Source organism: Serratia sp. JSRIV002 (assembly GCF_019968725.1).
Taxonomy (GTDB): Bacteria; Pseudomonadota; Gammaproteobacteria; order Enterobacterales; family Enterobacteriaceae; genus Chania; species Chania fonticola_B.
Genome location: NZ_CP074143.1, coordinates 1,536,627 through 1,559,082 on the forward strand (window position 1 = coordinate 1,536,627; position 22,456 = coordinate 1,559,082).

At 47.3% G+C, this 22,456-nt stretch carries 23 protein-coding genes; 12 read left to right on the forward strand and 11 right to left on the reverse strand.

Annotated elements, in window-relative coordinates:
• Nucleotides 1-131: 131 nt before the first annotated feature.
• From KGP26_RS06995 to KGP26_RS07025, 7 genes are all read right to left on the reverse strand, one after another.
• Complete coding sequence (locus tag KGP26_RS06995; RefSeq protein WP_223665201.1) at nt 132-701, reverse strand: hypothetical protein; 570 nt, start codon at nt 699-701, stop codon at nt 132-134.
• Between the two features lie 153 nt (nt 702-854).
• Nucleotides 855-1,559: a hypothetical protein gene (locus KGP26_RS07000; protein WP_223665202.1), complete on the reverse strand. Its 705-nt coding sequence runs from the start codon at nt 1,557-1,559 to the stop codon at nt 855-857.
• A gap of 89 nt (nt 1,560-1,648) precedes the next feature.
• The gene (locus KGP26_RS07005; RefSeq protein ID WP_223665203.1) at nt 1,649-1,879 is read right to left on the reverse strand and encodes an AlpA family transcriptional regulator; all 231 of its coding nucleotides are present in this window, start codon (nt 1,877-1,879) and stop codon (nt 1,649-1,651) included.
• Nucleotides 1,876-2,334 carry a hypothetical protein gene (locus KGP26_RS07010; protein ID WP_223665204.1) on the reverse strand — a complete coding sequence of 153 codons (459 nt, stop codon included), beginning with the start codon at nt 2,332-2,334 and terminating at the stop codon, nt 1,876-1,878. The genes KGP26_RS07005 and KGP26_RS07010 overlap by 4 nt, the downstream gene beginning before the upstream one ends.
• Before the next feature lie 112 nt (nt 2,335-2,446).
• Nucleotides 2,447-3,772, reverse strand: coding sequence for an integrase family protein (locus tag KGP26_RS07015; protein WP_223665205.1), 1,326 nt, complete (start codon nt 3,770-3,772; stop codon nt 2,447-2,449).
• 907 nt (nt 3,773-4,679) lie between these two features.
• Complete coding sequence (locus KGP26_RS07020; RefSeq protein ID WP_223537921.1) at nt 4,680-5,066, reverse strand: hypothetical protein; 387 nt, start codon at nt 5,064-5,066, stop codon at nt 4,680-4,682.
• 50 nt (nt 5,067-5,116) lie between these two features.
• Nucleotides 5,117-5,323, reverse strand: a complete 207-nt coding sequence (locus KGP26_RS07025) for an Arc family DNA-binding protein (RefSeq protein WP_179248312.1) — start codon at nt 5,321-5,323, stop codon at nt 5,117-5,119.
• A 108-nt stretch (nt 5,324-5,431) separates the two neighbouring features.
• Here KGP26_RS07025 and pfkB point away from each other — a divergent pair, with 108 nt between their 5' ends.
• The 6 genes from pfkB to arsC all read left to right on the forward strand — a co-directional run bounded on the left by pfkB (nt 5,432) and on the right by arsC (nt 10,943).
• Nucleotides 5,432-6,373 (forward strand): 6-phosphofructokinase II, encoded by a 942-nt coding sequence (gene pfkB / locus KGP26_RS07030; protein ID WP_223537924.1) that lies wholly within the window; start codon nt 5,432-5,434, stop codon nt 6,371-6,373.
• A gap of 265 nt (nt 6,374-6,638) precedes the next feature.
• Nucleotides 6,639-6,989: a transcriptional regulator gene (locus KGP26_RS07035; protein ID WP_094981158.1), complete on the forward strand. Its 351-nt coding sequence runs from the start codon at nt 6,639-6,641 to the stop codon at nt 6,987-6,989.
• A 48-nt stretch (nt 6,990-7,037) separates the two neighbouring features.
• A complete protein-coding gene (gene arsD / locus KGP26_RS07040; protein ID WP_021805404.1) occupies nt 7,038-7,400 on the forward strand; it encodes an arsenite efflux transporter metallochaperone ArsD in 363 nt (120 codons plus the stop codon).
• Between the two features lie 17 nt (nt 7,401-7,417).
• Complete coding sequence (arsA, locus tag KGP26_RS07045) at nt 7,418-9,169, forward strand: arsenical pump-driving ATPase (protein WP_223665206.1); 1,752 nt, start codon at nt 7,418-7,420, stop codon at nt 9,167-9,169.
• A 46-nt stretch (nt 9,170-9,215) separates the two neighbouring features.
• Nucleotides 9,216-10,505, forward strand: coding sequence for an arsenic transporter (locus tag KGP26_RS07050; RefSeq protein WP_094981156.1), 1,290 nt, complete (start codon nt 9,216-9,218; stop codon nt 10,503-10,505).
• Between the two features lie 12 nt (nt 10,506-10,517).
• The gene (arsC, locus tag KGP26_RS07055; RefSeq protein ID WP_021805401.1) at nt 10,518-10,943 is read left to right on the forward strand and encodes a glutaredoxin-dependent arsenate reductase; all 426 of its coding nucleotides are present in this window, start codon (nt 10,518-10,520) and stop codon (nt 10,941-10,943) included.
• Between the two features lie 79 nt (nt 10,944-11,022).
• Here arsC and KGP26_RS07060 read toward each other — a convergent pair whose 3' ends face one another.
• From KGP26_RS07060 to KGP26_RS07075, 4 genes are all read right to left on the reverse strand, one after another.
• Nucleotides 11,023-12,495, reverse strand: coding sequence for a SulP family inorganic anion transporter (locus KGP26_RS07060; RefSeq protein ID WP_223665207.1), 1,473 nt, complete (start codon nt 12,493-12,495; stop codon nt 11,023-11,025).
• Between the two features lie 470 nt (nt 12,496-12,965).
• Nucleotides 12,966-13,679, reverse strand: coding sequence for an arsenical resistance protein ArsH (gene arsH, locus KGP26_RS07065; RefSeq protein WP_094981154.1), 714 nt, complete (start codon nt 13,677-13,679; stop codon nt 12,966-12,968).
• Entirely contained in the window at nt 13,676-14,011 is a 336-nt protein-coding gene (locus tag KGP26_RS07070) for a helix-turn-helix transcriptional regulator (protein WP_094981214.1), read from the reverse strand. Before KGP26_RS07070 ends, arsH begins: the two co-directional genes overlap by 4 nt.
• Before the next feature lie 320 nt (nt 14,012-14,331).
• A complete protein-coding gene (locus KGP26_RS07075) occupies nt 14,332-15,264 on the reverse strand; it encodes a GGDEF domain-containing protein (RefSeq protein WP_059200094.1) in 933 nt (310 codons plus the stop codon).
• 668 nt (nt 15,265-15,932) lie between these two features.
• Between KGP26_RS07075 and KGP26_RS07080 the strand changes: the two genes are divergently transcribed.
• From KGP26_RS07080 to KGP26_RS07105, 6 genes are all read left to right on the forward strand, one after another.
• Nucleotides 15,933-16,313 carry a helix-turn-helix domain-containing protein gene (locus KGP26_RS07080; RefSeq protein WP_080670578.1) on the forward strand — a complete coding sequence of 127 codons (381 nt, stop codon included), beginning with the start codon at nt 15,933-15,935 and terminating at the stop codon, nt 16,311-16,313.
• A 113-nt stretch (nt 16,314-16,426) separates the two neighbouring features.
• On the forward strand, nt 16,427-16,978 hold the full coding sequence (locus KGP26_RS07085) for a fimbrial protein (RefSeq protein WP_021805396.1): 552 nt from the start codon (nt 16,427-16,429) through the stop codon (nt 16,976-16,978).
• A 56-nt stretch (nt 16,979-17,034) separates the two neighbouring features.
• Nucleotides 17,035-17,736 carry a fimbria/pilus periplasmic chaperone gene (locus KGP26_RS07090; protein ID WP_021805395.1) on the forward strand — a complete coding sequence of 234 codons (702 nt, stop codon included), beginning with the start codon at nt 17,035-17,037 and terminating at the stop codon, nt 17,734-17,736.
• A 77-nt stretch (nt 17,737-17,813) separates the two neighbouring features.
• Nucleotides 17,814-20,468, forward strand: coding sequence for a fimbria/pilus outer membrane usher protein (locus KGP26_RS07095; RefSeq protein WP_371824938.1), 2,655 nt, complete (start codon nt 17,814-17,816; stop codon nt 20,466-20,468).
• A gap of 76 nt (nt 20,469-20,544) precedes the next feature.
• Nucleotides 20,545-21,726: a fimbrial protein gene (locus KGP26_RS07100; protein WP_021805392.1), complete on the forward strand. Its 1,182-nt coding sequence runs from the start codon at nt 20,545-20,547 to the stop codon at nt 21,724-21,726.
• A gap of 141 nt (nt 21,727-21,867) precedes the next feature.
• Nucleotides 21,868-22,440, forward strand: coding sequence for a helix-turn-helix transcriptional regulator (locus KGP26_RS07105; RefSeq protein ID WP_094981152.1), 573 nt, complete (start codon nt 21,868-21,870; stop codon nt 22,438-22,440).
• The last annotated feature ends 16 nt before the right edge of the window (nt 22,441-22,456 follow it).

The following is a 22,456-nucleotide window of genomic DNA, read 5'->3' on the forward strand; positions in this document are numbered from 1 at the left end:
TTAGCTAACTATTAATAGGTAGTGAGATTATATAGCCATTATAATACCTTTTCCTACACCTAAATTTGAGATGAAGTTAGTCCCAGCCTGTGATGACTGTTTAAAAGTTACTCTGTAATTAGCTTGTTGAATTAACCGATAATTCCTTTATTCCAATTACGCTTAACAGTCGATATACTGATCCTCAATTTTTCAGCTGTTTGTGATTGTGTCAGTCCCATGGTCTTACATGTCAGAATATCATTGTAGTATTCACTTCCTTCTTTCCTCCCTAATGGTTTAGTAACATTCCTGGTCTTCAACGCCGATAAACTTACCTTCCTGCATTCATTTTGTATCTGCGGAAGTAATAAAGTAAAAACATACCCATCAGCAGCCGGGGTTAGCTTCTTTTGAGGGAAGTAACAATGAATGCGTATAGCCTTTTTAGCGCATCGTATTATGTTCTCCTGGATCTCCTCTGCGTTGATCCCCAAACTATTGAGTTCTAACACAACCAGATCGTCGCCTCTGCCCATCCCTCGGTTGATAAGGATTTCCAAAGAATTCAATTTGTTGGGTGACGGCTGACTGTCAATCAGTGTCCGTTCCGAACTTATCGATAAAGCTTTGCGAACGTCTTCAATCTCCGACTTAAGATTCTGATCCTCAACCTCAACCTCACCCACATTCCGGTATAAATGGTAAAAAAATCTAGACATTCTGCTTAACTCCGGTATCAGTTATTAATTAAAGCTACCTCTAAGTGCCTTAAAGCATCATGGTTTAGTTTCATGTTTGTTGTGTGATAATGTAAAAACCTGTTTAACAGATTTATTTGTTATGAGAAAAAGTCAGCGTCGTGTTTTATTGCATTAATTAATTTCATTTCTGATTGCGTCATCAAAAGGATTGATTATGATGATCTCACCCTCAGACTGAGCTAAAGATGAAACGTCACATCTACGAATGACAGGGATCATCACTGCCTTATCATTAATGTAATAAATAGGTATCCAGCAAATATGAGGAAACGAAAAATCTATGCAATTCTTTTCTAAAACACTATCTATTCTGTAAGCTATTAATTCAATGATAGGAATTAATACAGCCCTTTTTATATCAAAAAAAATGCCCTCATGAATTGTTTTTCTAAGTGATAGGATAGTGCTAATACCCGATCCAAATCTTTTTGCGTAACTGACTTTTCTTTCTATATAAATATAAATGGTGTTTTTTATTTCACTTTCATTCATTAACTTGTTAAGTTTCCCCATAATTTCACCTCTCTCAAGATGGCCCATTCTCTGTCCAATAATATTATTTTTAAAGTTCATTGCATCCAGAATATCATTAGACATCTGAATATGATTTTTCCATATATCTAGATAAAATTCTGAATCTGTTTTTTTTATGGCTCCACTAAGAAATGGTACTTGTTTTTTCAAAAGTGATGGTGCAGCTTCACGTAGTGTTTGACGAATAACGAAGGATACAGAACGTTTTTTGATTCGACTAACCTCTTTGTAAACGCTCATCGTAGAAATGTCATTTGTAGAAAATGTAACTTTCATTGGCATAATGATTTCCTTTATTTAACATCAAATCTACTATTCCACTGCTAACAGTGGAATAGCATGCAAATTAAAAACAAAAGGACAAGGTTATCTTAATTATCAATGGTTACCTCAGCCGAGAAACTTAATATAAAGTTTTCTACATCCTTATATAACCAATAATGGCGACCATTGATTTGTTTTGGCCGAGGCAACCCTTCAGGTAATCTATCTTGGCAAAGCCATTTGCGAATGGTTTGGGATTTATAGCTAATGATTTTAGCTAACTCAGTTGTTGAAATGAGTTGTGGCTGGGTGGTATCTGAGAGTTCGAATGCGTTCATTTTGCCACCTCATTGTTTAAGATGTGGGCAAAGAAAGCATTGGGTTGTATTAATTTTTGGAGGAGTTTTTTGAAAGAAGCTACTTTGAGCGAGGAGGAAACAGTTTCAGGATCGGGGTCACTACCATCACTTGATCCTGAAGGCGAAGTGCTTTTTACCGATTTTGTTGTACTTTGATGTGATCTTGATGTCTGGTTTTTGAACGGCACAATACGGGCAACAACATTATGCAGCGTAATGTTGCGCATTCTTTTCCTGAGCAATGAACATTTTTCTTTGGCACGCGCCACAGATTTATGAAAACCAAACCTAACGTCTTTCAGATGCTGGATAACTTGTTCCCAAGATTCTGAGATGTTAACAGTCTGATGTGACACTGTTGAATTGACCCCCCATCGAGCTCTGATAGCCTCCTGGCTGATTTCTGTGGACTCAATACTTGAATCTATCATCATGTTTATTTCCTGTTTTAAAAGTGGTCATGAAGGACACAGTTGGAATTCTCACCTGAAAATCCATTTCTGTCAATTCCTTCAAAAAAATCTAACCATTTGATTTTTAATTAAATCAACGCAGATCGACACTTATTTTTTCGCGAATTGTTGCTTGTTTTAAGATCCATGTCTCAATCTTTTCATGCCATTTTCGCAAAAGATCTAAAGGGCGTCGGCGGTAATGCTTTTCCGCAAGTGCGCTCGGTTTGTGCCCCATGATTTGCGCTACAACGCCTGTTGGTACTTCCACCCATTCTGACAGTGTTCCAAAGCTCCGACGTAAGCCGTGCAAACTGATATGGGGTAAGTTTGCCTGCTCTAATGCTTGGTTATGTGCCTTTCGGGGCTCGACAATTTTCCCACTCTTACTATTACTGGTAAAGACCCAGCGATCTTTACTAACATCACTTTTTGATGTTCTAGCCAGTTCAGCCAGAATAGTTGAGACATAAGGTGTCAATGGGATAATACGTTCGCCCTCAACCTTATCCTTGATCCGCATGCTGGACCATTTGAAATCAATATCGGTCCAACGTAGAGATGCTATTTCCTCTCGCCGTGCCCCCGTGAGCAAAAGAACCTGGAGATAGGTTGAAATCACAGGATTGCTTAACCGTCTTACTTCAGTGAACCAGCTCTTCAGCTGCTCTTTCTGAAGGCAATCATCTGCTTTACTGGCAGATACTGGTACCATTTTTCTAACATTACGGTCTTGGGTGAGATCAACTGGAATAATCCTCTGAAACTGCTTGTTGTCCTCGACCCACTTCAAAAATGTTCGAAGGATGCGGTATGAGTTGGCCGTGACCGTCGGGCGGGTTTGTCTCTCCCTTGTCAGCCACTCAGTAATGAGCACTGGGGTGATTTCTGATAAAGGTAAATCCAGGAAACATGCTAATGGTGCGGCGATAGTTAAACCATCACCGACTTTTCTAGCCTTTCCCCCACGATCAGAAAGCCTGATATGGTCCGCAAGGTAGCGTGGTGAGTAAGGGCGTTTAGTTTTGGCGCTGATGCCCGTTTTCAGTTCTTTGAGATATTCTTCCCAGGCAGTAGAGAACATAACTTTCCCTCTGCGTGATTCAGCCTGTTGTGATTCTACGGCAGCAATTTTCTCTGCCTTAGCAACGCGGGGATCGATTCCTGTATCAATAAGCATCTGAAGTCTTCGTGCTTCAGTACGTGCATCATCGATTTTCCAGTCGCTAATCTTGCCAATCGTCATGCGCAGAGTTTTCCCTAGAAACACACTCTGGAAGATAAATGCTTTTGTCCCTTTAGTTGCACGGCAGGCCAGCATTGTTACATCTGAATCCCAAAGAAACTCTTGCGATTTTCCTTCAGTTAGTTCAAATCTACGTAATCGTTCGAAGGTGAATTTTTGTCTCGAAGATGCCATTTGTAGCTCCTTATTGAATACTTACACCAGATGCTAATGTAACGGCTGGTGTAAGTAAATTGAGGCTATAAAGATCAACGCTCATCAATTTTCGTCAATGAGGTTTTTTATTTATCATATTGTTTTAATTGGATAATAATAACTATCTTGCGGTTATTTAGATACTTAGAAGTGTATTGCCTTCGCACTTCTAAGCCGTAGGTCACAGGTTCGAGCCCTGTAGGGCGTACCATTTTGAATCATATAGTTACCTCTAAATTCAGATTGCTACTTTTTCCAAAAGTGCCAGATTAGAGATATCCCCCCGCCAAGACTTCGTCAATTTTTCTCGCATGTTCGGCTAAATGAGAAAAGGAGAGGTGCACATAATGCTGAACCATTTCTATGCTTTTCCATCGCCGCGGTTTACCTGACTGAATTGAACGCAGCCAGTTAAAACAATTACTATAAGGCACAAAATTAATTTACCATAAAAAGCTCTAATAATTAGTTGAGGATGGCTAACACTCCCCGATAACATCGCCGATGAAAGATGACAATTGGCTCCAATGTGAAGAACTAGCCCGAGTTTTAGTGTAGAGCACTTTCCCATCAGGTGTAATCGCCCATGTCTCGATGAAGGAGTTACTTTTCCCGTGAGATTCTCCAACCATAGAAGTTGATGACACAGGTGAGTACGTAAGTCCTGATTGATATACATCACCAACTGAAGTAAGGCTTGCTGTATTCCCATTTATAGAAATATGGTATGTCCCAGCGGCCTCATCTTGTTGAAGTTTGTACTCAGGACTGAATTGAGACTGGCCTTTCAGGTTGGAGACCACCCAGCACTGAGCATTAGAAACGCATGGCGCCAGTAACAAAGATAACGCTAAAATTTTATATATATAGCCCCCGGCTGTAGCGTTTAGCATTTGCCAGTTACATCACCAACGAATGCTTTGGAGGAGTCAAACCCTCCCCATCCGGTTAGGACTTTTGTCATCATGACCTTTCCATCATTGTTGATAGACCACGTCTCAACCGCCTCACCAGAATCAGACTGAGATAATCCAATAAGCGTATTTTGGGATATAGGAATATATTTTATCCCTCCAGCGTCTGTGCCGTTTGTCACAACGGATGAGTTTTTCTCATCAATGGTTATCATGAACGAGCCGCTAAAACCGTCATCCGTTTGTTTGTAGGCATCATCCTTCATGAATGTTGAGCCTTTTAAGTTCGACACAACCCAGCACTCGGCGCTAGCGGGTAGTGAGGCCAAGGCCAACATGGCAATGATGATCTTTTTCATCCCAGAGTCCTAACTAATTATTTTTTATCAGCATACATCTGCACGAGTGTTTAGAAAACCATCTTCTTGACGGTTTCGGCCTGCTGAGCGGCTAACTTTTCCGTGTCGCTACGGTAGCCAATAACAGGTGAAGGCCTGGACATGGCATCTTGAACAATCTGCACCAGCTGCGCATTGAGCGAGCGGCCATTGAGTGCTGCACGTTGCTTAACATTATCCTTAAGCTCTTTAGGTATATACTTGTGGTGTACGGATATATTCTGGCTTGGGTAAATGCTCCCAGTCGCGGTGCATGACCCATATTTTCCCTTTTCTTCCTCAACCTAATCGACAAAGTAAAATCAGAAAAAGAGGATTTGACCATCATGACTCAGATTTTTACTTTAACACTTTCCCCTTCTCTCGATAGTGCGACGACCACTCCCAAGATCTACCCTGAAGGGAAACTGCGCTGCACCACCCCCATTTTTGAACCTGGTGGGGGCGGTATCAATGTTGCCCGTGCCGTTGTTTATCTTGGTGGGCAAGCCAGTGCGATTTTTCCCATTGGTGGGCCAACGGGTGAGCACTTAAAAGAGTTGCTTGATCGGGAAGGCATTGTTACAGAAACCCTGAAAGCTCAGGACTGGACAAGGCAGAACCTGCATGTCCATGTGGATAATAGCGGTGAACAGTTTCGTTTTGTTATGCCAGGGGCAAGGGTTAATGATGCCGAGTTTGACCAGATTCTGTTGAAGGTGCAGAAGATCCCCCATGGTTCGATTCTGGTGGTGAGTGGCAGCTTGCCACCGGGCACCACGCTGGCAAAATTAACCGACCTGATTAAGCAGGCGCAAGCCATGGGATTGCAGTGTATCGTCGACAGTTCCGGGGATGCTTTACAGGCCTGCCTGGATGTAGGGGGGCTGGCTTTGGTAAAACCGAATCAGAATGAACTGTCTGCGCTTATCGGGCGGTCATTGGAGCATCCTGATGATGTCCGGGCTGCCGCTAAGGAGTTGGTACAACAGGGCGGAGCTGAGCGGGTTGTTGTATCACTCGGCCCTCAAGGGGCTCTCGCCGTTGATAGTGATACCTGTATACAGATAGTCCCGCCACCGGTGAAGAAACTTAGCACCGTCGGGGCAGGTGACAGCATGGTAGGCGCGATGGTGCTGAAATTGGCGAACGGGGCAGAGCTGGTGGATATGGTTCGGTTCGGCGTTGCAGCAGGCAGTGCAGCCACGCTTAATCTTGGAACGCGGCTCTGTTCACTGGCGGATACCCAGCGCCTGTATGACTACATTTGCAAAAGTTCGCGTGGCTGAGTTTGGAAAACTCTACGACGCGGGTTATTTTGCAATAGGATCAATCATCCATAAAAAGCTTAAGCCTACGCAATCAGGGATATTCGCGGGTATGGCTCATTTACTTTGCTCAGCCAGTGATAAAATTGTGCCGTGCTATCACGTTACAAGGCAAACTGGCATCAACGTTTGCGGTTATTCGTGATTTCACATATGAAAATTCGAATATGTAATTGACTCCATATCCAATCCGATTATGATTAAGATCGATCATCAGGAGACAACTATGCCGCTTACCCCCTTACAGCTCTTCAAAAACCTATCCGATGAAACCCGTCTGGGTATCGTGCTCCTGCTCAAGGAGATGGGGGAGTTGTGTGTGTGCGATCTTTGCGCAGCATTGGAGCAGTCGCAGCCCAAGATCTCCCGCCATCTGGCAATGTTACGGGAAAGCGAACTGTTGCTGGATCGTAAGCAGGGGAAATGGGTTCACTACAGATTATCTCCGCATATTCCTTCCTGGGCTGCTCAGGTTATCGAGCAGGCCTGGTTAAGCCAACAAGAAGACGTTCAGAGCATTGCTCGCAAGCTGGTATCAGCCAACTGCTCTGGCAGCGGCAAGGCTATTTGTCTTTAAAAAAATTTACCTATACACATATGTTTTTTCGAATGTGAGGTGTTAAAAATGAAAACGTTAACGGTGTTTGACCCAGCGATGTGCTGTAGTACCGGCGTTTGCGGTACTGAGGTCGAGCAGTTTCTGGTTGATTTTTCTGCGGATGTGCAATGGCTGAAACAGCGAGGCGTCCAGGTTGACCGTTATAACCTGGCGCAGCAACCCATGAACTTTGTACAAAACGAGAAAGCTAAAGCGTTCCTTGAGGCATCGGGGGCTGAAGGACTGCCACTGCTGTTACTGGACGGAGAAACGGTAATGGCAGGGCGATACCCGAAACGTGCCGAGTTGGCTCGCTGGTTTAGTATACCACTGGAGAAGATAGGATTAGCTCCTACGGGTTGCTGTGGCGGTAAGACTTCCTGTTGCTGAACATGTCTGGAGGACAGATGAAATTCTTACAGAATATTCCCCCTTACCTGTTTTTTACCGGTAAAGGGGGCGTCGGTAAAACCTCTATTTCCTGCGCCACGGCTATCCGTCTGGCGGAGCAGGGCAAGCGGGTTCTGCTTGTCAGCACCGATCCGGCTTCAAATGTCGGCCAGGTCTTTGACCAGACTATTGGCAACACCATTCTGCCTGTGATCTCTGTACCAGGACTTTCAGCGCTGGAAATTGATCCACAGGCAGCCGCCCAGGAATATCGGGCCAGAATTGTTGATCCCATCAAAGGCATTCTGCCTGATGATGTCGTTAACAGTATTAACGAGCAACTCTCAGGTGCATGTACCACAGAAATTGCAGCTTTTGATGAATTTACCGGGTTGCTGACTGACGCATCATTATTGACCCGTTTTGACCATATCATTTTTGATACCGCGCCTACGGGCCACACCATTCGCCTTCTCCAGTTACCTAGAGCGTGGAGTGGCTTTATTGAGAGTAATCCAGACGGGGCTTCCTGTCTTGGCCCGATGGCAGGGCTGGAAAAACAGCGTGAGCAATATTCGCACGCCGTTAAGGTTTTGTCTGACCCGGAGCGTACGCGGTTGGTTTTAGTGGCAAGACTGCAAAAATCCACGCTGCAGGAGGTCGCCCGTACTCATAATGAGCTTGCGGCGATTGGCCTCAAAAATCAGTATCTGGTCATCAACGGTGTTTTACCTGAAACAGCAGCGGTAAACGATGCATTGGCGGCTGCAATATGGGGCCGGGAGCAGGAGGCATTGGCAACCCTTCCTGTCGGTCTGGCCGGTCTGCCAACGGACACCTTATTCCTTCAACCAGTAAATATGGTTGGCGTTCCTGCACTAAGGGGGCTTCTCGCCTCCGGGCCTGAAACAGTTTCCTTCGCTGAAGAACACTCGCTGCAACAACCATCGCTCCCGTCACTGTCCACTTTGGTTGACGAGATTGCCCGCAGTGAACATGGCCTGATTATGCTGATGGGCAAAGGTGGCGTGGGTAAAACAACCATGGCTGCTGCAATAGCAGTCAGGCTGGCCGAGATGGGATTTGATGTGCATCTCACGACGTCAGATCCTGCTGCGCACCTCAGTACAACCCTCAATGGAAGCCTAAATAACCTGCAGGTCAGCAGAATAGACCCTCATGCTGAAACAGAACGTTATCGTCAGCATATCCTTGAAACCAAAGGACGTGACTTGGATGAGGCGGGGAAACATCTGTTGGAAGAGGATTTACGCTCTCCCTGTACTGAAGAGATTGCTGTTTTCCAGGCTTTCTCGCGGGTGATCCGGGAAGCGGGTAAACGATTCGTTGTCATGGATACGGCACCGACCGGGCATACATTGTTGTTACTTGATGCCACCGGGGCATATCACCGGGAGATAGCAAAGAAAATGGGAGATAAAGCTCATTTCACGACGCCGATGATGCAGCTTCAGGACTCGCAGCGCACCAAAGTCTTACTGGTCACGCTGCCTGAAACTACCCCCGTGTTGGAGGCGGCAAATTTGCAGGCCGATCTTGAACGGGCGGGGATCCATCCCTGGGGCTGGATTATCAATAACAGTCTTTCCATCGCGGAAACTCATTCACCGCTGCTTCGTCAGCGTGCGCAGCAGGAGCTACCTCAAATAGAGGCCGTTAAGCGCCAGCATACTAACCGTGTTGCGTTGGTTCCTGTTCTTGCAGTAGAGCCAACAGGTATCGACAAACTCAAACAGCTCGCAGGTTGATTTTTAACAGATACAGGGCAGTTACGCTGCCCTGTCAGGAGGTTTTATGTTACTGGCAGGAGCAATTTTCATCCTGACCATCGTGTTGGTAATCTGGCAGCCGAAGGGGTTAGGGATCGGCTGGAGTGCCACTCTGGGCGCGATACTGGCTCTGGTGTCGGGGGTGGTACACATTGCGGATATCCCGGTAGTGTGGAATATCGTCTGGAACGCCACCGCAACCTTTATTGCCGTCATTATTATCAGCCTGCTGCTGGATGAGTCTGGCTTTTTTGAGTGGGCAGCTCTGCACGTTTCCCGCTGGGGAAATGGCCGTGGTCGCCTGTTGTTTACCTATATCGTTCTGCTCGGTGCGGCGGTGGCAGCGCTATTTGCCAATGATGGTGCGGCTCTCATTCTGACACCGATCGTTATCGCTATGCTACTGGCTCTCGGGTTCAGTAAAAGCGCTACGTTGGCTTTCGTTATGGCCGCTGGGTTTATTGCCGATACCGCCAGCCTACCGCTTATTGTGTCGAACCTGGTCAATATTGTTTCGGCAGACTTCTTCCATCTGGGTTTCACTGAATACGCTTCAGTGATGGTGCCGGTGGATATTGCCGCCATTATTGCCACGCTGGTGATGCTGCATCTGTTCTTTCGTAAAGATATTCCGCCGACCTATGACCTGAAACGTCTGAAACAACCCGCACTCGCAATCAAGGACCCGACGACGTTCAGAACCGGCTGGATTGTATTACTTCTTCTGCTGGTCGGTTTTTTTGTGCTGGAACCATTAGGGATCCCGGTTAGCGCTATTGCGGCTGTTGGAGCCGCTATCCTGTTTGTCGTCGCTAAAAGAGGACATGCCATTAACACCGGTAAAGTGCTGCGCGGTGCGCCCTGGCAGATTGTGATTTTCTCACTGGGGATGTATCTGGTTGTCTATGGTTTACGTAATGCCGGACTAACAGAATATCTCTCTGGCGTGTTGAGTTTACTGGCAGACCAAGGGCTTTGGGCCGCCACCTTTGGCACAGGGCTCCTGACCGCATTCCTGTCATCTATCATGAACAACATGCCTACCGTGCTGGTCGGCGCATTGTCGATTGATGGCAGCACCGCTTCAGGGGTTATCAAGGAAGCAATGATTTATGCCAATGTGATTGGCTGCGATCTGGGGCCTAAAATAACTCCTATTGGTAGCCTGGCAACGCTGTTGTGGCTGCACGTACTTTCACAGAAGAACATGACGATCACTTGGGGATATTACTTCCGCACCGGGATTATCATGACGCTGCCTGTGCTGTTTGTAACGCTGGCCGCGCTGGCGCTACGTCTCTCTGTTACTCTGTAATGAGATCCTGATATGAGCAACATTACCATTTATCACAACCCGGCCTGCGGCACCTCGCGTAATACGTTGGAGATGATCCGTAACAGCGGCACCGAACCGACTATTATTCATTATCTTGAGACGCCACCATCACGCGATGAGTTGGGCAAACTTATTGCCGATATGGGCATTGCAGTACGGGCTCTGCTGCGTAAAAACGTTGAGCCGTATGAAACGTTAGGGCTTGCCGAAGACCGTTTTACTGACGATCAACTCATCGACTTTATGTTGCAGCATCCGATCCTGATTAACCGTCCCATTGTCGTGACGCCGCTGGGAACCCGGCTGTGCCGCCCTTCTGAAGTCGTGTTGGATATTCTTCCAGAGGCGCAGAAAAGTGCGTTTACCAAGGAAGACGGTGAGAAGGTGGTTGATGAAAAGGGGCATCGCTTAAGTTGATTGTGTAGGTAAAATAGTCGAGATGATGAAAGGGCGAGAGTTCTCGCCCTTTTTTCTGGGGACCCGTGTTAACGAAGTATCAGAAGCCTGCTTTTTCGAGTGCTTCGGGTTTATCGTGAACACCAAAACGGTCAACGATGGTGCTGGTAGCTTCGTTCATCCCACGGATCTCAACTTCCGTGCCTTCTCTGCGGAACTTAATGACCACCTTATCCAGAGCGCTGACGGATGTGATGTCCCAGAAATGGGCATGTGAAACATCTATCACCACATGCTCAATGGTTTCGCGGAAATTAAAGTGTCTGGTAAAGCGGTCTGCCGAGGCAAAAAAAACCTGGCCGGTAACGGTATAGGTTCGGCTCGAATCCTCAAGAACAGAAGTGACTCTCATGAACCGGGATATTTTTGTGGCAAAGTTGAGAGAGGCTATCAGTACGCCAGTCAGCACGCCAAAGGCCAGATTATGTGTTGCAACCACGACAGCGACAGTGGCGAGCATGACCACGCTGGTTGAAAGTGGATGTGTACGCAGGTTGGTAATCGAGCGCCAGGAGAACGTTCCGATGGATACCATAATCATCACCGCGACGAGCGCTGCCATGGGGATCTGAGATACCCAGTCACGTAGGAACACAATCAGGCAAAGCAGCACTACGCCAGCCGTGAGAGTAGAAAGTCGCCCACGCCCGCCTGATTTTACGTTGATAACCGACTGCCCGATCATCGCACACCCAGCCATTCCTCCGACAAAGGGCGCACAAATATTGGCGATACCCTGCGCTTTGCATTCCCGGTTCTTGTCACTGGGGGTATCGGTCATGTCATCCACGATAGTAGCGGTCATCATTGACTCAAGCAGGCCAACAACCGCAAGCCCCGCAGAATATGGCAGGATGATGAGCAGTGTCTGGATAGTTAGCGGCACGTCGGGAAGCAGGAAGGCAGGCAGGCTGTCTGGAAGTTTACCCATGTCACCTACAGTTCGTACATCCAGATGCAGCCACATGGCAATGCCAGTCAGCACCACGATGCAGACAAGTGGTGAAGGAATGGTTTTGTTAAGGTACGGGAAGAGATAAATAATTCCTAGACCCGCCGCAGTCATGGCATAAACATGCCAGGTCACATTAGTCAGTTCAGGTAATTGCGCCATAAAGATCAGAATTGCCAGCGCGTTGACGAATCCGGTTACCACTGAGCGTGAGACAAAACGCATCAGTCTGCCTAATTTCAGATAACCCGCTATCAGTTGGAAGACCCCCGTCAGAATGGAAGCCGCCAACAGATATTGAAGGCCGTGGTCTTTAACCAGCGTCACCATCAGCAGCGCCATTGCACCTGTGGATGAAGAAATCATCGCCGGACGCCCGCCAAAGAAAGCCATAACTACCGGGATACAGAAAGCAGAGTAGAGCCCTACCTGGGGATCGACACCGGCAATGATGGAAAAGGCGATCGATTCTGGAATGAGTGCGAGCGCGACAACAATTCCGGCCAGTACGTCACCACGGACGTTACCCAGCCAGTCCTTACGCGTTGAGGACAGCAACATGGTTATTTCTCGGTTTTTAGATACAGTCAGCCCTTGAGGGCAAAAATTTATGTACGGTAAAACACATCCGCAGACGGGACGTTATTGAGTGCGTGCAGAGGCTGGCTCAGTACGACGAAGGAAGGGAAAACTCAGGGTGGCGTAATACACATGATAAAATTTAGGCCTCAGGTCTGCTTTAGTTACTTTCAGAAGAGTGTGTAGCCAGTAAAAACACATTCATCCAGCCATCAAATCAAGCTCAGTCACATGAGCTAAGCGGGAACTATAATAAAAAAACAAGGAATTTCAAACCCAAAACTACAGGCTTAGGAAAATAGGGGAGAAGTAACTCCCCCCTGCTTTTTTTTATGTTACTTCGCCATTTTCCGGTGGGTTGATGTCAAAACGTGGGATAGCCCAGTCTCATGTTGCCGCCTGAAAAAACGCCACACACGAATTGAAAGCAATCAAATCACTCATGTCAGGCCTCAAATCTTGCTCTGATTGACTCGCCGGGAAAGCTCTTCTGCCGACTCTTTTCGTTCGCTGTAGCGATCAACGAGATAAGCTGAACTCCCTCTGGTCAGAAGAGTAAACTTCATCAGTTCTTCCATCACGTCTACAATGCGGTCGTAAAAAGATGATGGTTTCATACGGCCATCCCCATCAAATTCCTGCCAGGCTTTCGCCACTGAGGACTGATTTGGAATGGTGATCATCCGCATCCAACGGCCAAGAATGCGCATCTGGTTTACGGCATTGAAAGACTGAGAGCCACCGCAGACCTGCATAACGGCCAGCGTCTTACCCTGAGAAGGACGAACTGCGCCTTCCGATAGGGGTATCCAGTCAATCTGGGCCTTCATGATGCCGGTCATCGCACCATGCCGCTCAGGTGAGCACCACACCATCCCTTCAGACCAACGAACCAGCTCGCGTAGCTCCATCACTTTAGGATGCGATTCAGGTGCATCATCAGGAAGAGGCAAGCCAGAAGGATTGAAGATCCGCACCTCTGCGCCCATCGCAGTCAATAATCTTGCTGCTTCCTCAGTTGCCAGTCGGCTGTATGAACGTTCGCGTACAGAACCATAAAGCATCAGAATGCGGGCAGGATGTTGAATGGCAGGAACACCGAATCTCCCCTCGTTAATTGACGTGTCGAATAAACCTCTGTCAACGTTCTTAAGCTCGTCCGTCATTTTATCTCTCCATTTTTTAGATTTATGGCAGTAGTGGAACAATCAGCGCTACCAGTGCAACATTCCTCAGTAAGGAAGGCGATCAGTGCGTCCAGACTTTCATAGTGAGCATGGCAAAAAAGTATTCGTCCTTGCCGTTCCTGATGCACAAGGGAAACTGAAATCAGCGCTGACAGATGATGGCTTAATGTTGAAGCAGGGATCTCAAGCCGCTTTTGCAGTTCTCCTACAGGTAGCCCCTGATGCCCGGCTTTAACCAGCTCTCTGTACACACTCAGACGTGTTGGATGCCCCAGTTCTTTCAGGGTATCCGCTGCTTTTGAAAGCTCCATAAACACCTTTATTCTATATTTCCAGAATAATGGAAATATAACCTGTTCCTCTCGAAAGACCAAGAACATAAACGCTCCGCGTTGTTATAGGGAGGAGGTCGTGCGGATACGGTGTGACCGGCCGTCGGCCCACAAATTCTGCAAGTGTCAGGGCTGTTGTGGTCAAGATCGTACTTTGTCTGTAACGCAGGAGGGGCAACTATTTAGACTCTCGGAGCCTACATTCAGAGTCAGTCAACGCCTGACCGATCTTTAAATCCCTTCGGGCTTTTTGCCTTATATCCCCGTCCGTATTTGTCGAGGGTTTACGGCGGGTTTTGCTAAAGACTGAAAAACTGATCTTTGCCCCGGGCTTTAGCTACGTAAAGCGCTTTATCGGCATGTGTCAGTAGTACGTTAGGCGAGGGCAGTTGGCCAAATGTATGAACTGAAAAACCGATGCTTATAGTCAAGTACCCAGTGCTGGATGCGGAGTGCGGTATTCTCAAATCCCGTACGAGTTGGCATAGCGTCTGCACATACAGCGTTGCCTGGTCTTTGGTCATCCCATTGGAGAGAATGACAAATTCTTCGCCGCCATACCTGGCTACAAAATCAGACCCCCGCTTGAAAGACTGACTCAAGCAATCAGCGACACGTATTAGCGCTGCATCGCCTGCCTGATGCCCATAAATATCATTGAATGATTTGAAGTGATCGACATCAATCATGGCGAGCATCAATGAGTCACCATTACGGATGGCAATTTTGCATTGAATGTCGAACTGCGTATCAAAAAAGCGACGATTATAAATCCCGGTGAGTCCATCCTTTATGGAGAGTTGCTCGAAGTGTATTTTCATTTCCTCGAGGGACCGATGCTCATCACGAAGCTGTTGCTGGATTATCATTCTTGGTGTTACGTCTTTTTGGATCCCGATAAAATTGGTTACAGCCCCACTCTCATCATGAATTGGCGATATGCTTAACTCATTCCAAAACATGGTTCCATCCTTGCGGTAGTTTCGCAAGGTTACCAGACAGTACTCGCCATTTTTAACGGCGTTGCGCACAATCTCCAGCTCTGGCTGTTCCCGATCGTTATTTTGTAGGTATCGGCAGTTGATGTTGGTAATTTCTTCGAAGGAGTAGCCGGTCATTCTCTCGAAAGCCGGGTTTACAAAAATCAAAGGATTGTCGTCTATGGCATTGTCAGAGATGGTGATGCCGTCTCGCGAATCCATAACCGCCTGTTTAAGAATTTCAATCTTCATACCAAGTCCGTTAGTGGGATCGTAGGGAGAACGTTGTTCGTAAACAACGCAACATCAAGAGAACACACGCGATCAAACCAATTTTACAAGTGTAGTCGTTGAGAAAGGTGCATGTCCGTTTTTTGACCTTGTCACAAACGTTCAGATACTGAGATAACGGCTGCTCGGGTCAACGCCCGGCTCTTAATATCCCAGCACAACGGCTGTACGGGGCTAGACAGGATCATGGCCAAACGTAGTCCGTTCATTAACGGGCTATTCAGGCGCCAAAAATTACTGGTCCATCACGGACTGTATAGCGACATGATGCGCAATTTTGCTCATTTTGACGGAGGTGGTGTTAGATAAATCCTAATGATGAAATTGGTGTATCTATATGAATAATATTATAAAATTCAACGCCATGGCAGAAAAATCCGATAAGATTGTACATTCAATATATTTGGCTAATAAAACGGAATAAGTGAAATTGGTTGAAAGATTCATTTTTAAAAATTAAGTAGATATAAACTCTGTTATTCATGATTTTTTAAAAATAAAATCTCGATTTCCATTTTTAATGGATGGGATTTTCATTATTTAGAATGGATTGTTATACGCCAATTTGCAGCTATAATAGCTCCACATTATGGGTGGTTTTTAAAATCTAAAAATTAGCCGAGATAGTTATGGAAGATAATTTGCATGGATTCCTAATCGATGAAGATATTTACTTCAATGTAAATCACAGAAGGCTGATGTATTTCATCAATGAAGATGAGGAACGCCCATTGTCTTTCAGGCTTGTTCTTTTGAATGAAATGCAAACCCGATTATTAGCATTTTTACTTAAGAATAGAAGAATAGAAGTCATCAGCAAAAATAACATTATGAGAAATGTTTGGGATGAGTTTGGTCTATCATCATCTAATCAACGACTTTGGCAAGAAATTAAAAAGCTAAAAAGCAAGCTGTTATCAATTGGTCTTCGTGATAATCTGATAATCAACGTGCGTGGTATCGGCTACTCTGTAGATAATGAAAGGGTCAAGTCTTTAATTATCGAATGAGTTTCTCCTGTAATTGATAAAGCATATATAGATATATCCATATCACATGGATGACCCCGTCATTCTAATGGACATTAGAATGGTTTAACAACACAAGGTATGTAGGAATATATATGAAAAAGTTAACAATCGTTGCATCTCTCGTCGCTTTATTTGGCTCTGTTGGCCTGGCTCAGGCTGCTTCTACTGGGACTATCACATTCAATGGTGAACTGACGGCAACAACCTGCGACGTTATTGTTGATGGTCAAGCGGCAGACGCAACCGTGAAATTGCCAACCATCGGGATCAACCAATTGACAGCCGCTGCCCAGACCGCAGGACGTACAGGCTTCAACATGGCACTGAGCAATTGCGCAGGTACCTTGCAGACGGTTTCTGCCTTCTTCGAAGCAGGAACTTCTGTTGATCTGGTGACCGGCCACCTGAAAAACATGGGCGGTACGGCGAGTAATGTCAGCCTGCAACTGCGTGACGGCTCAAGCTCCACTCAAGCTGTGATCCAGGCGGGTAACCAGAACCAGAGACTGAATACCACTTATGTTCCATATGACCTGACGGCGGGTACGGCCAACCTGCCATATGCCGTTGAGTACTATGCAGACGGTGCAACCACTGCGGGTACCGTACTGAGTAACGTTGTTTATTCCATTCAGTACAAGTAATACGTTGGTGGGAGGGGAAACCCTCCCCCATTCAGCATGTCAGCAAGGAGCTTATCATGTCGTTTTTTCCCCGGAACACCGCCCATGCCTTCTGTCTGGTAGCCGTAGCCCTGTTTACGACCAGCAGCCTGGCCAGTGTGGTGATCACCGGCACTCGAGTGATCTATCCGTCTGATGCAAAAGAGGTGAGTGTCAAACTCAACAATGTCGGCCCTTCTCCTGTGCTGATACAAAGCTGGATCGATACTGGCGATACCGCGGCCAAACCCGCCGCTATTCAGGTACCTTTTGTGTTAACCCCGCCAATGAACCGTGTGGAACCCAGCAAAGGCCAGACCTTGCGTATCAGCTACACCGGCGGTGCATTGCCGATGGACAGAGAATCGGTATTCTGGCTCAACGTGCTCGAGATACCGGCCAAAAAAATGGCCAAAGCCGAGGATAATTTGTTGCAGATGGCGTTCCGCTCGCGCATCAAGCTGTTCTACCGGCCCGTCGGGTTGGTGGGGAACGCCAATGATGCCGTCAAAGCTGTCACCTGGAGTGCAAAAGGAAATAGCCTTCAGGCCATCAATCCAACCCCTTATCATGTCTCCTTTGCGAGCATTACGGTGAATGGGAAAACGGTGGAAGGTGAGATGGTGGCCCCGCATGGAACACAGACATTTACGTTGCCAGTGAAGGCGGGCAATAACGTGACAGGGAATTTTGTTAATGACTACGGTGCAGTTAATTCTTTCAATGCCATCATTAAATAATAGTTTCGCTGCATAAATACTCTATTCGGCGTGACAGGATTGTCACTATTCAGGAATGAGTTATGAAGGGATGCGTTATGTCAAAAAATTTGCAGTATGGATCCCAGAGAAAATTAACCCCTCTCGCGATGGCTATCTTATCGACGTTTATCGTGGGTGGCGCCAGTGCTGAAAATTCCATTAACCCTCCGACCGAGATCGCAAAAAATCTGGAGTTTGATGCTTCATTCCTGAATGTTGACGATCAGAAGTCAGTGGATCTTAGCCGTTTTGCCAATGGGTCTACGGGATTGCCTGGGGTATATAAAACTGCTTTATACATTAACAATCAACTTGTCAGTAATACCGATATTGAATTCAAGGCACGGGCGGACAAATCTGTGTATCCCTGCCTGACCCGCGAGCTGATTAAAAATATACCATTCAATTATGATAGGCTGCCGGCGGATTTTTTAGGTCCGCAAGGCCAGGGCGAATTATGTATGGATCTGGTACGTAAACTGCCGGAGTCCAAAGTTAATTATGACAGTAATGAACAGCGTCTGGATATCATGATCCCACAGGCTTACACGCTGAGTACGGCCCGGAGCACCGTGAATCCGGAACTGTGGGACAGTGGTGTACCGGCATTATTGCTGGGCTACAACGTCAATGGTTACACCAGTGAGTCGCATGGTAGCACCTTTAATTCTATGTATGCCGGGGTGAATGCCGGGGTGAACGTCGGGGCCTGGTACCTGCGCCATAACGGCTCTTACACCCGGACGGACAACGGTGAGAGCCAGTACACCAGCCTCAATACTTATCTGCAGCGCGATATTCCGCAGCTCAAGGCGCGCGTGCTGATGGGGCAGTCGAACACCACCGGACAACTGTTCGATACGCTGCCGTTTACCGGCATTCAACTGACGACCGACGATCGGATGTTGCCGGAGTCCCTGCGTGGTTACGCGCCGGATATCCGTGGCATTGCCCGCACCAACGCTCGTGTCACCGTACGCCAGGGGGGGCAGGTGCTGTATGAGACCAACGTTACCCCCGGCGAGTTTCTGATCAACGATCTGTACCCGACCGGGTACGGTGGGGATCTGGTCGTCACCGTGCGTGAGTCAGACGGCACCGAGCAGACTTTCAGCGTGCCGTATGCCTCGGTCGCACAGCTCTTACGCCCAGGTTCATCACGGTATTCGATCACTGCGGGTGAAGTACGCAGCGATAACCTGCGTGAGAAACCTGCGCTTTACCAGGCAACCTACCAGCTTGGATTGACCAACTCGGTTACGGGTTATGGCGGCATGCAAGCCAGCCAGGATTACTATGCGTTGCAACTGGGTGCTGCGGTGGGGACGCCGATAGGGGCCTTGGCCTTTGATGCCACACAGGCACGCACCCATTTGGGTAACGCCACTAATGCGAGTGGCCGGCATCAGCCGGGTAACAGCCTGAGTGGGCAAAGCTATCAGGTGAGTTACAGCAAGCTGATCAGTGAAACCAACAGCAACCTGACGCTGGCGGCATACCGCTTCTCAACCAGTGGCTACATGGACTTTATGACTGCGATGCAGACCCGCGATGCGGTAGCGCAGGGGTTCTCGCCGGATTCTATCTGGCGGGCGAAAAATCGCCTGACGGTCACCGCCGCACAGGGATTGCCAGAAAACTGGGGCCAACTGTATGTCAGCGGATCGTTGCAGAACTATTGGAACAAAGACGGTACTGAGAAGCAGTACCAGATGGGTTACAACAACCGATACAAAAACCTGTCGTATGGCCTGAGTATCAACCGCAGTTTCTCCAGTCTGGGTGGGTCACAGACCAACTATCTGCTGAGTTTCAGCCTGCCGTTGGGGCGTAATGATGAAACCCACACGCCTCAGCTACGCATGGATTTATCGCATGACAGCAGTGGGCGTTATGGCGAGCAGGCTACGGTATCCGGTACCGCAGGGCAGGATAACCAGTTTAGCTATGGCGTGACGGCGATGAACGCCAACCAGGGCATGGGTTCCAGTGGGTCGCTGAGCGGTAGTTACCGCAGCTCGGCTACGGCGTTGAGCGGCACGGTCAGCACCGGTAAAGGTTACCAGAGTGCGTCGGCCGGGATGAATGGCACGGTTATTGCGCATGCGGGAGGAGTGACCTTTACGCCGTACAGTTCGGACACCTTTGCCTTGGTGGAAGCTAAAGGAGCCGAAGGGGCCAAGGTCTCCTCGTATCCAGGGGTGAGTGTCGACTCACGTGGCTATGCGGTGGTGCCTTACCTGAACCCATACCAGATGAATGAAGTCAGTATCGATCCGACAGGTACTGCGGCCAATGTGGAGTTGGACAATACCAGTCAGAAAGTGGCGCCGTACTTCGGGGCTGTGGTGAGGCTGAAATACAACACCAAGCAGGGCACGCCAATCCTGGTGATTGCGACCTATCGAGGGGAGCCGGTCCCGTTCGGGGCGGATATTTTTGACAGCACCGGTAATAACGTGGGGTCGGTTGGACAGGGGGGGCAACTGTACGCACGGGTAGCAGAAGACAAGGGACAACTGCGGGTGAAATGGGGCGAAGGTGGTGAGATGCAGTGCACCGTCAGTTATATCTTGCTGCCCATGGTCAAAGGGCAACAACAGAGCCAGATACAGAGATTCACCTCCCCGTGCACTGCGGGTTCCCTCCCCGGTACCCATAAGTCGAAATTGGCCAAGAACAGCACAGAATCGGTCGTTGACAACGGTTAACCGCCGAAGCATCACAACTATTTTTTCTTTCTGACATAGGTCCGGTGGGGCCGGTCAGAAAGAGGGAGAATGACGTATGAAGTTATCGATCAATAACCTGTTAGGTGTGCTGGGGGGAGTTTTTTTAACGACAGCCAGCCCTGCTAACTGGGCCGCTGTGACTGTGACGTTAAACACCGGTGTCCAAACAGTAGTCGTTCCCTTGAGCCCGCCACAGATTTCTGCCGGTGTAGATGTACCGGTGGGGACCGTGCTCTACCAGGCGAGTCTGATTATGAAAGATGGGACTTTTACCATAAAATGGCCAGCGTCGGATGTTGGAAAATACCTTTATTATACTTCCACAGCGTTTGTATCAAATACTCCGCAGCCTTCTGCTAATCTGACAACGGGCCCTTATGCAGGCGGAGTCTATCAAACCGGTATTCCCGGTATCGGCGTGGCAATCTTGAGTGCCTCGGGAACCCCCTTAACAACAACCAAGCGTTATGCAGAGGCGCAGAACCTTCTTGGGTCAGAATTAGGTGGACTACTTATCCAATCAGGTGAGAGCAATATACGAAATATCGCGCTGATTAAAACCGGCCCGCTTACACCCGGAATTTACACTGCCAGTGGTGCCAATTTTCCTACCGTTACGCAGGGTATGGACGTTTCACAAACCAGCCACACTAATGCCGCCGCAACCAGTGGGCTGCCGGTATATAATTGGATTTTCAGTTTTCAAGGGTCAATCACGGTATCAGCGCAAACCTGCACGACGCCGGATGTCGCTGTGACATTGGGAACTTATGCAATCGCTGAGAATTTTAGAGCATTAAATTCAACAACCCCCTGGATCGATGCTTCCATTGCCCTGACTCATTGCCCTAAATTCTACGGTTTTTATAATTCGACTAATGCGCCATTGTTAATGAATTACAATACCGGAGCAGGCACCTCAACGACCTCACTCAATAACACTATTGGTGTGCGATTAACCCCTGCAACGTCCGTTGTGGATTCCGCCAACGGGATTATGGCCATTGATTCGACGGTAGCTGGGGCCGCTTCAGGTGTAGGTATTCAGCTCGGTTGGGGAGAGAGCAGCCAAACGCCGACGCTGTTTAATTTTGCGGCTGAACAAACCGTAACTTTACCTAAGGACGGCACCTCGACGATACGTGTGCCTCTGGCTGCTCGCTATATTCAAACGGCGACAACGCCTACACCGGGCAAAGCGAATGGCAAAGTGACGTTTACCATTAGCTATTATTAACAATAAAAGACGACGCCGAAATAACAAACAGCCCGAGCGTCGTCATCCGTTATAAAAATTAATACTGTTTAGGGGCTTGGCAAACCGTCGGTAAGTGTTTATATCAACGGATTTTACATATAAACCATAAGGACTAATGACATGTCAATGAATATTAAAGTCATTACTGAAAATCACTATTTCTTTATTGGGCTTAAAGCATATCTCCAAAACGATGAAAGAGAAGTGAGCAATATAGACTTCCATGAGTTGAATAGCATCCCAAGAAATAATTTAAAAAGTGACGATGTATACATTTTCTATACATCAAATTATATTAATGAAATATTGCTATTAATTTCAAGCAACCCACTTCCTGGTCGACTGATTGTCATTCCGGTAAATAATAGATCAAACTTCAATATTGCTTTTGAAAAAAATATTTTACTGGATCCCTATGCGAACATTGAAAATATTCTAGATAAGATAACTGAAGATTTTGAGCATGAGAAACCTTCGATAGATTTGCAAAAAGGGAAGTTAACCAAAAGAGAAAAAACCATACTCACTCATACGATTAATGGTATGAATGCCACTTCTATTAGCCAGTTTTTATGTATCTCGATAAAAACAGTCTATACACACCGGCGGAATGCTTTTATTAAGCTTGGGGGGAGAAATATGTTCGAAATATGGCCAGTGAGAAAAGAGGTGCTCAGGATGGCGATTTATTGATATTTACCATCTTGAG

What these genes read in the sequence shown, in the direction of transcription:
- KGP26_RS06995 (WP_223665201.1), bottom strand. Translation starts at nt 701, where the DNA reads ATGTCTAGATTTTTTTACCATTTATACCGGAATGTGGGTGAGGTTGAG.
- KGP26_RS07000 (WP_223665202.1), bottom strand. Translation starts at nt 1,559, where the DNA reads ATGCCAATGAAAGTTACATTTTCTACAAATGACATTTCTACGATGAGC.
- KGP26_RS07005 (WP_223665203.1), bottom strand. Translation starts at nt 1,879, where the DNA reads ATGAACGCATTCGAACTCTCAGATACCACCCAGCCACAACTCATTTCA.
- KGP26_RS07010 (WP_223665204.1), bottom strand. Translation starts at nt 2,334, where the DNA reads ATGATGATAGATTCAAGTATTGAGTCCACAGAAATCAGCCAGGAGGCT.
- KGP26_RS07015 (WP_223665205.1), bottom strand. Translation starts at nt 3,772, where the DNA reads ATGGCATCTTCGAGACAAAAATTCACCTTCGAACGATTACGTAGATTT.
- KGP26_RS07020 (WP_223537921.1), bottom strand. Translation starts at nt 5,066, where the DNA reads ATGAAAAAGATCATCATTGCCATGTTGGCCTTGGCCTCACTACCCGCT.
- pfkB (WP_223537924.1), top strand. Translation starts at nt 5,432, where the DNA reads ATGACTCAGATTTTTACTTTAACACTTTCCCCTTCTCTCGATAGTGCG.
- KGP26_RS07035 (WP_094981158.1), top strand. Translation starts at nt 6,639, where the DNA reads ATGCCGCTTACCCCCTTACAGCTCTTCAAAAACCTATCCGATGAAACC.
- arsD (WP_021805404.1), top strand. Translation starts at nt 7,038, where the DNA reads ATGAAAACGTTAACGGTGTTTGACCCAGCGATGTGCTGTAGTACCGGC.
- arsA (WP_223665206.1), top strand. Translation starts at nt 7,418, where the DNA reads ATGAAATTCTTACAGAATATTCCCCCTTACCTGTTTTTTACCGGTAAA.
- KGP26_RS07050 (WP_094981156.1), top strand. Translation starts at nt 9,216, where the DNA reads ATGTTACTGGCAGGAGCAATTTTCATCCTGACCATCGTGTTGGTAATC.
- arsC (WP_021805401.1), top strand. Translation starts at nt 10,518, where the DNA reads ATGAGCAACATTACCATTTATCACAACCCGGCCTGCGGCACCTCGCGT.
- KGP26_RS07060 (WP_223665207.1), bottom strand. Translation starts at nt 12,495, where the DNA reads ATGTTGCTGTCCTCAACGCGTAAGGACTGGCTGGGTAACGTCCGTGGT.
- arsH (WP_094981154.1), bottom strand. Translation starts at nt 13,679, where the DNA reads ATGACGGACGAGCTTAAGAACGTTGACAGAGGTTTATTCGACACGTCA.
- KGP26_RS07070 (WP_094981214.1), bottom strand. Translation starts at nt 14,011, where the DNA reads ATGGAGCTTTCAAAAGCAGCGGATACCCTGAAAGAACTGGGGCATCCA.
- KGP26_RS07075 (WP_059200094.1), bottom strand. Translation starts at nt 15,264, where the DNA reads ATGAAGATTGAAATTCTTAAACAGGCGGTTATGGATTCGCGAGACGGC.
- KGP26_RS07080 (WP_080670578.1), top strand. Translation starts at nt 15,933, where the DNA reads ATGGAAGATAATTTGCATGGATTCCTAATCGATGAAGATATTTACTTC.
- KGP26_RS07085 (WP_021805396.1), top strand. Translation starts at nt 16,427, where the DNA reads ATGAAAAAGTTAACAATCGTTGCATCTCTCGTCGCTTTATTTGGCTCT.
- KGP26_RS07090 (WP_021805395.1), top strand. Translation starts at nt 17,035, where the DNA reads ATGTCGTTTTTTCCCCGGAACACCGCCCATGCCTTCTGTCTGGTAGCC.
- KGP26_RS07095 (WP_371824938.1), top strand. Translation starts at nt 17,814, where the DNA reads ATGTCAAAAAATTTGCAGTATGGATCCCAGAGAAAATTAACCCCTCTC.
- KGP26_RS07100 (WP_021805392.1), top strand. Translation starts at nt 20,545, where the DNA reads ATGAAGTTATCGATCAATAACCTGTTAGGTGTGCTGGGGGGAGTTTTT.
- KGP26_RS07105 (WP_094981152.1), top strand. Translation starts at nt 21,868, where the DNA reads ATGTCAATGAATATTAAAGTCATTACTGAAAATCACTATTTCTTTATT.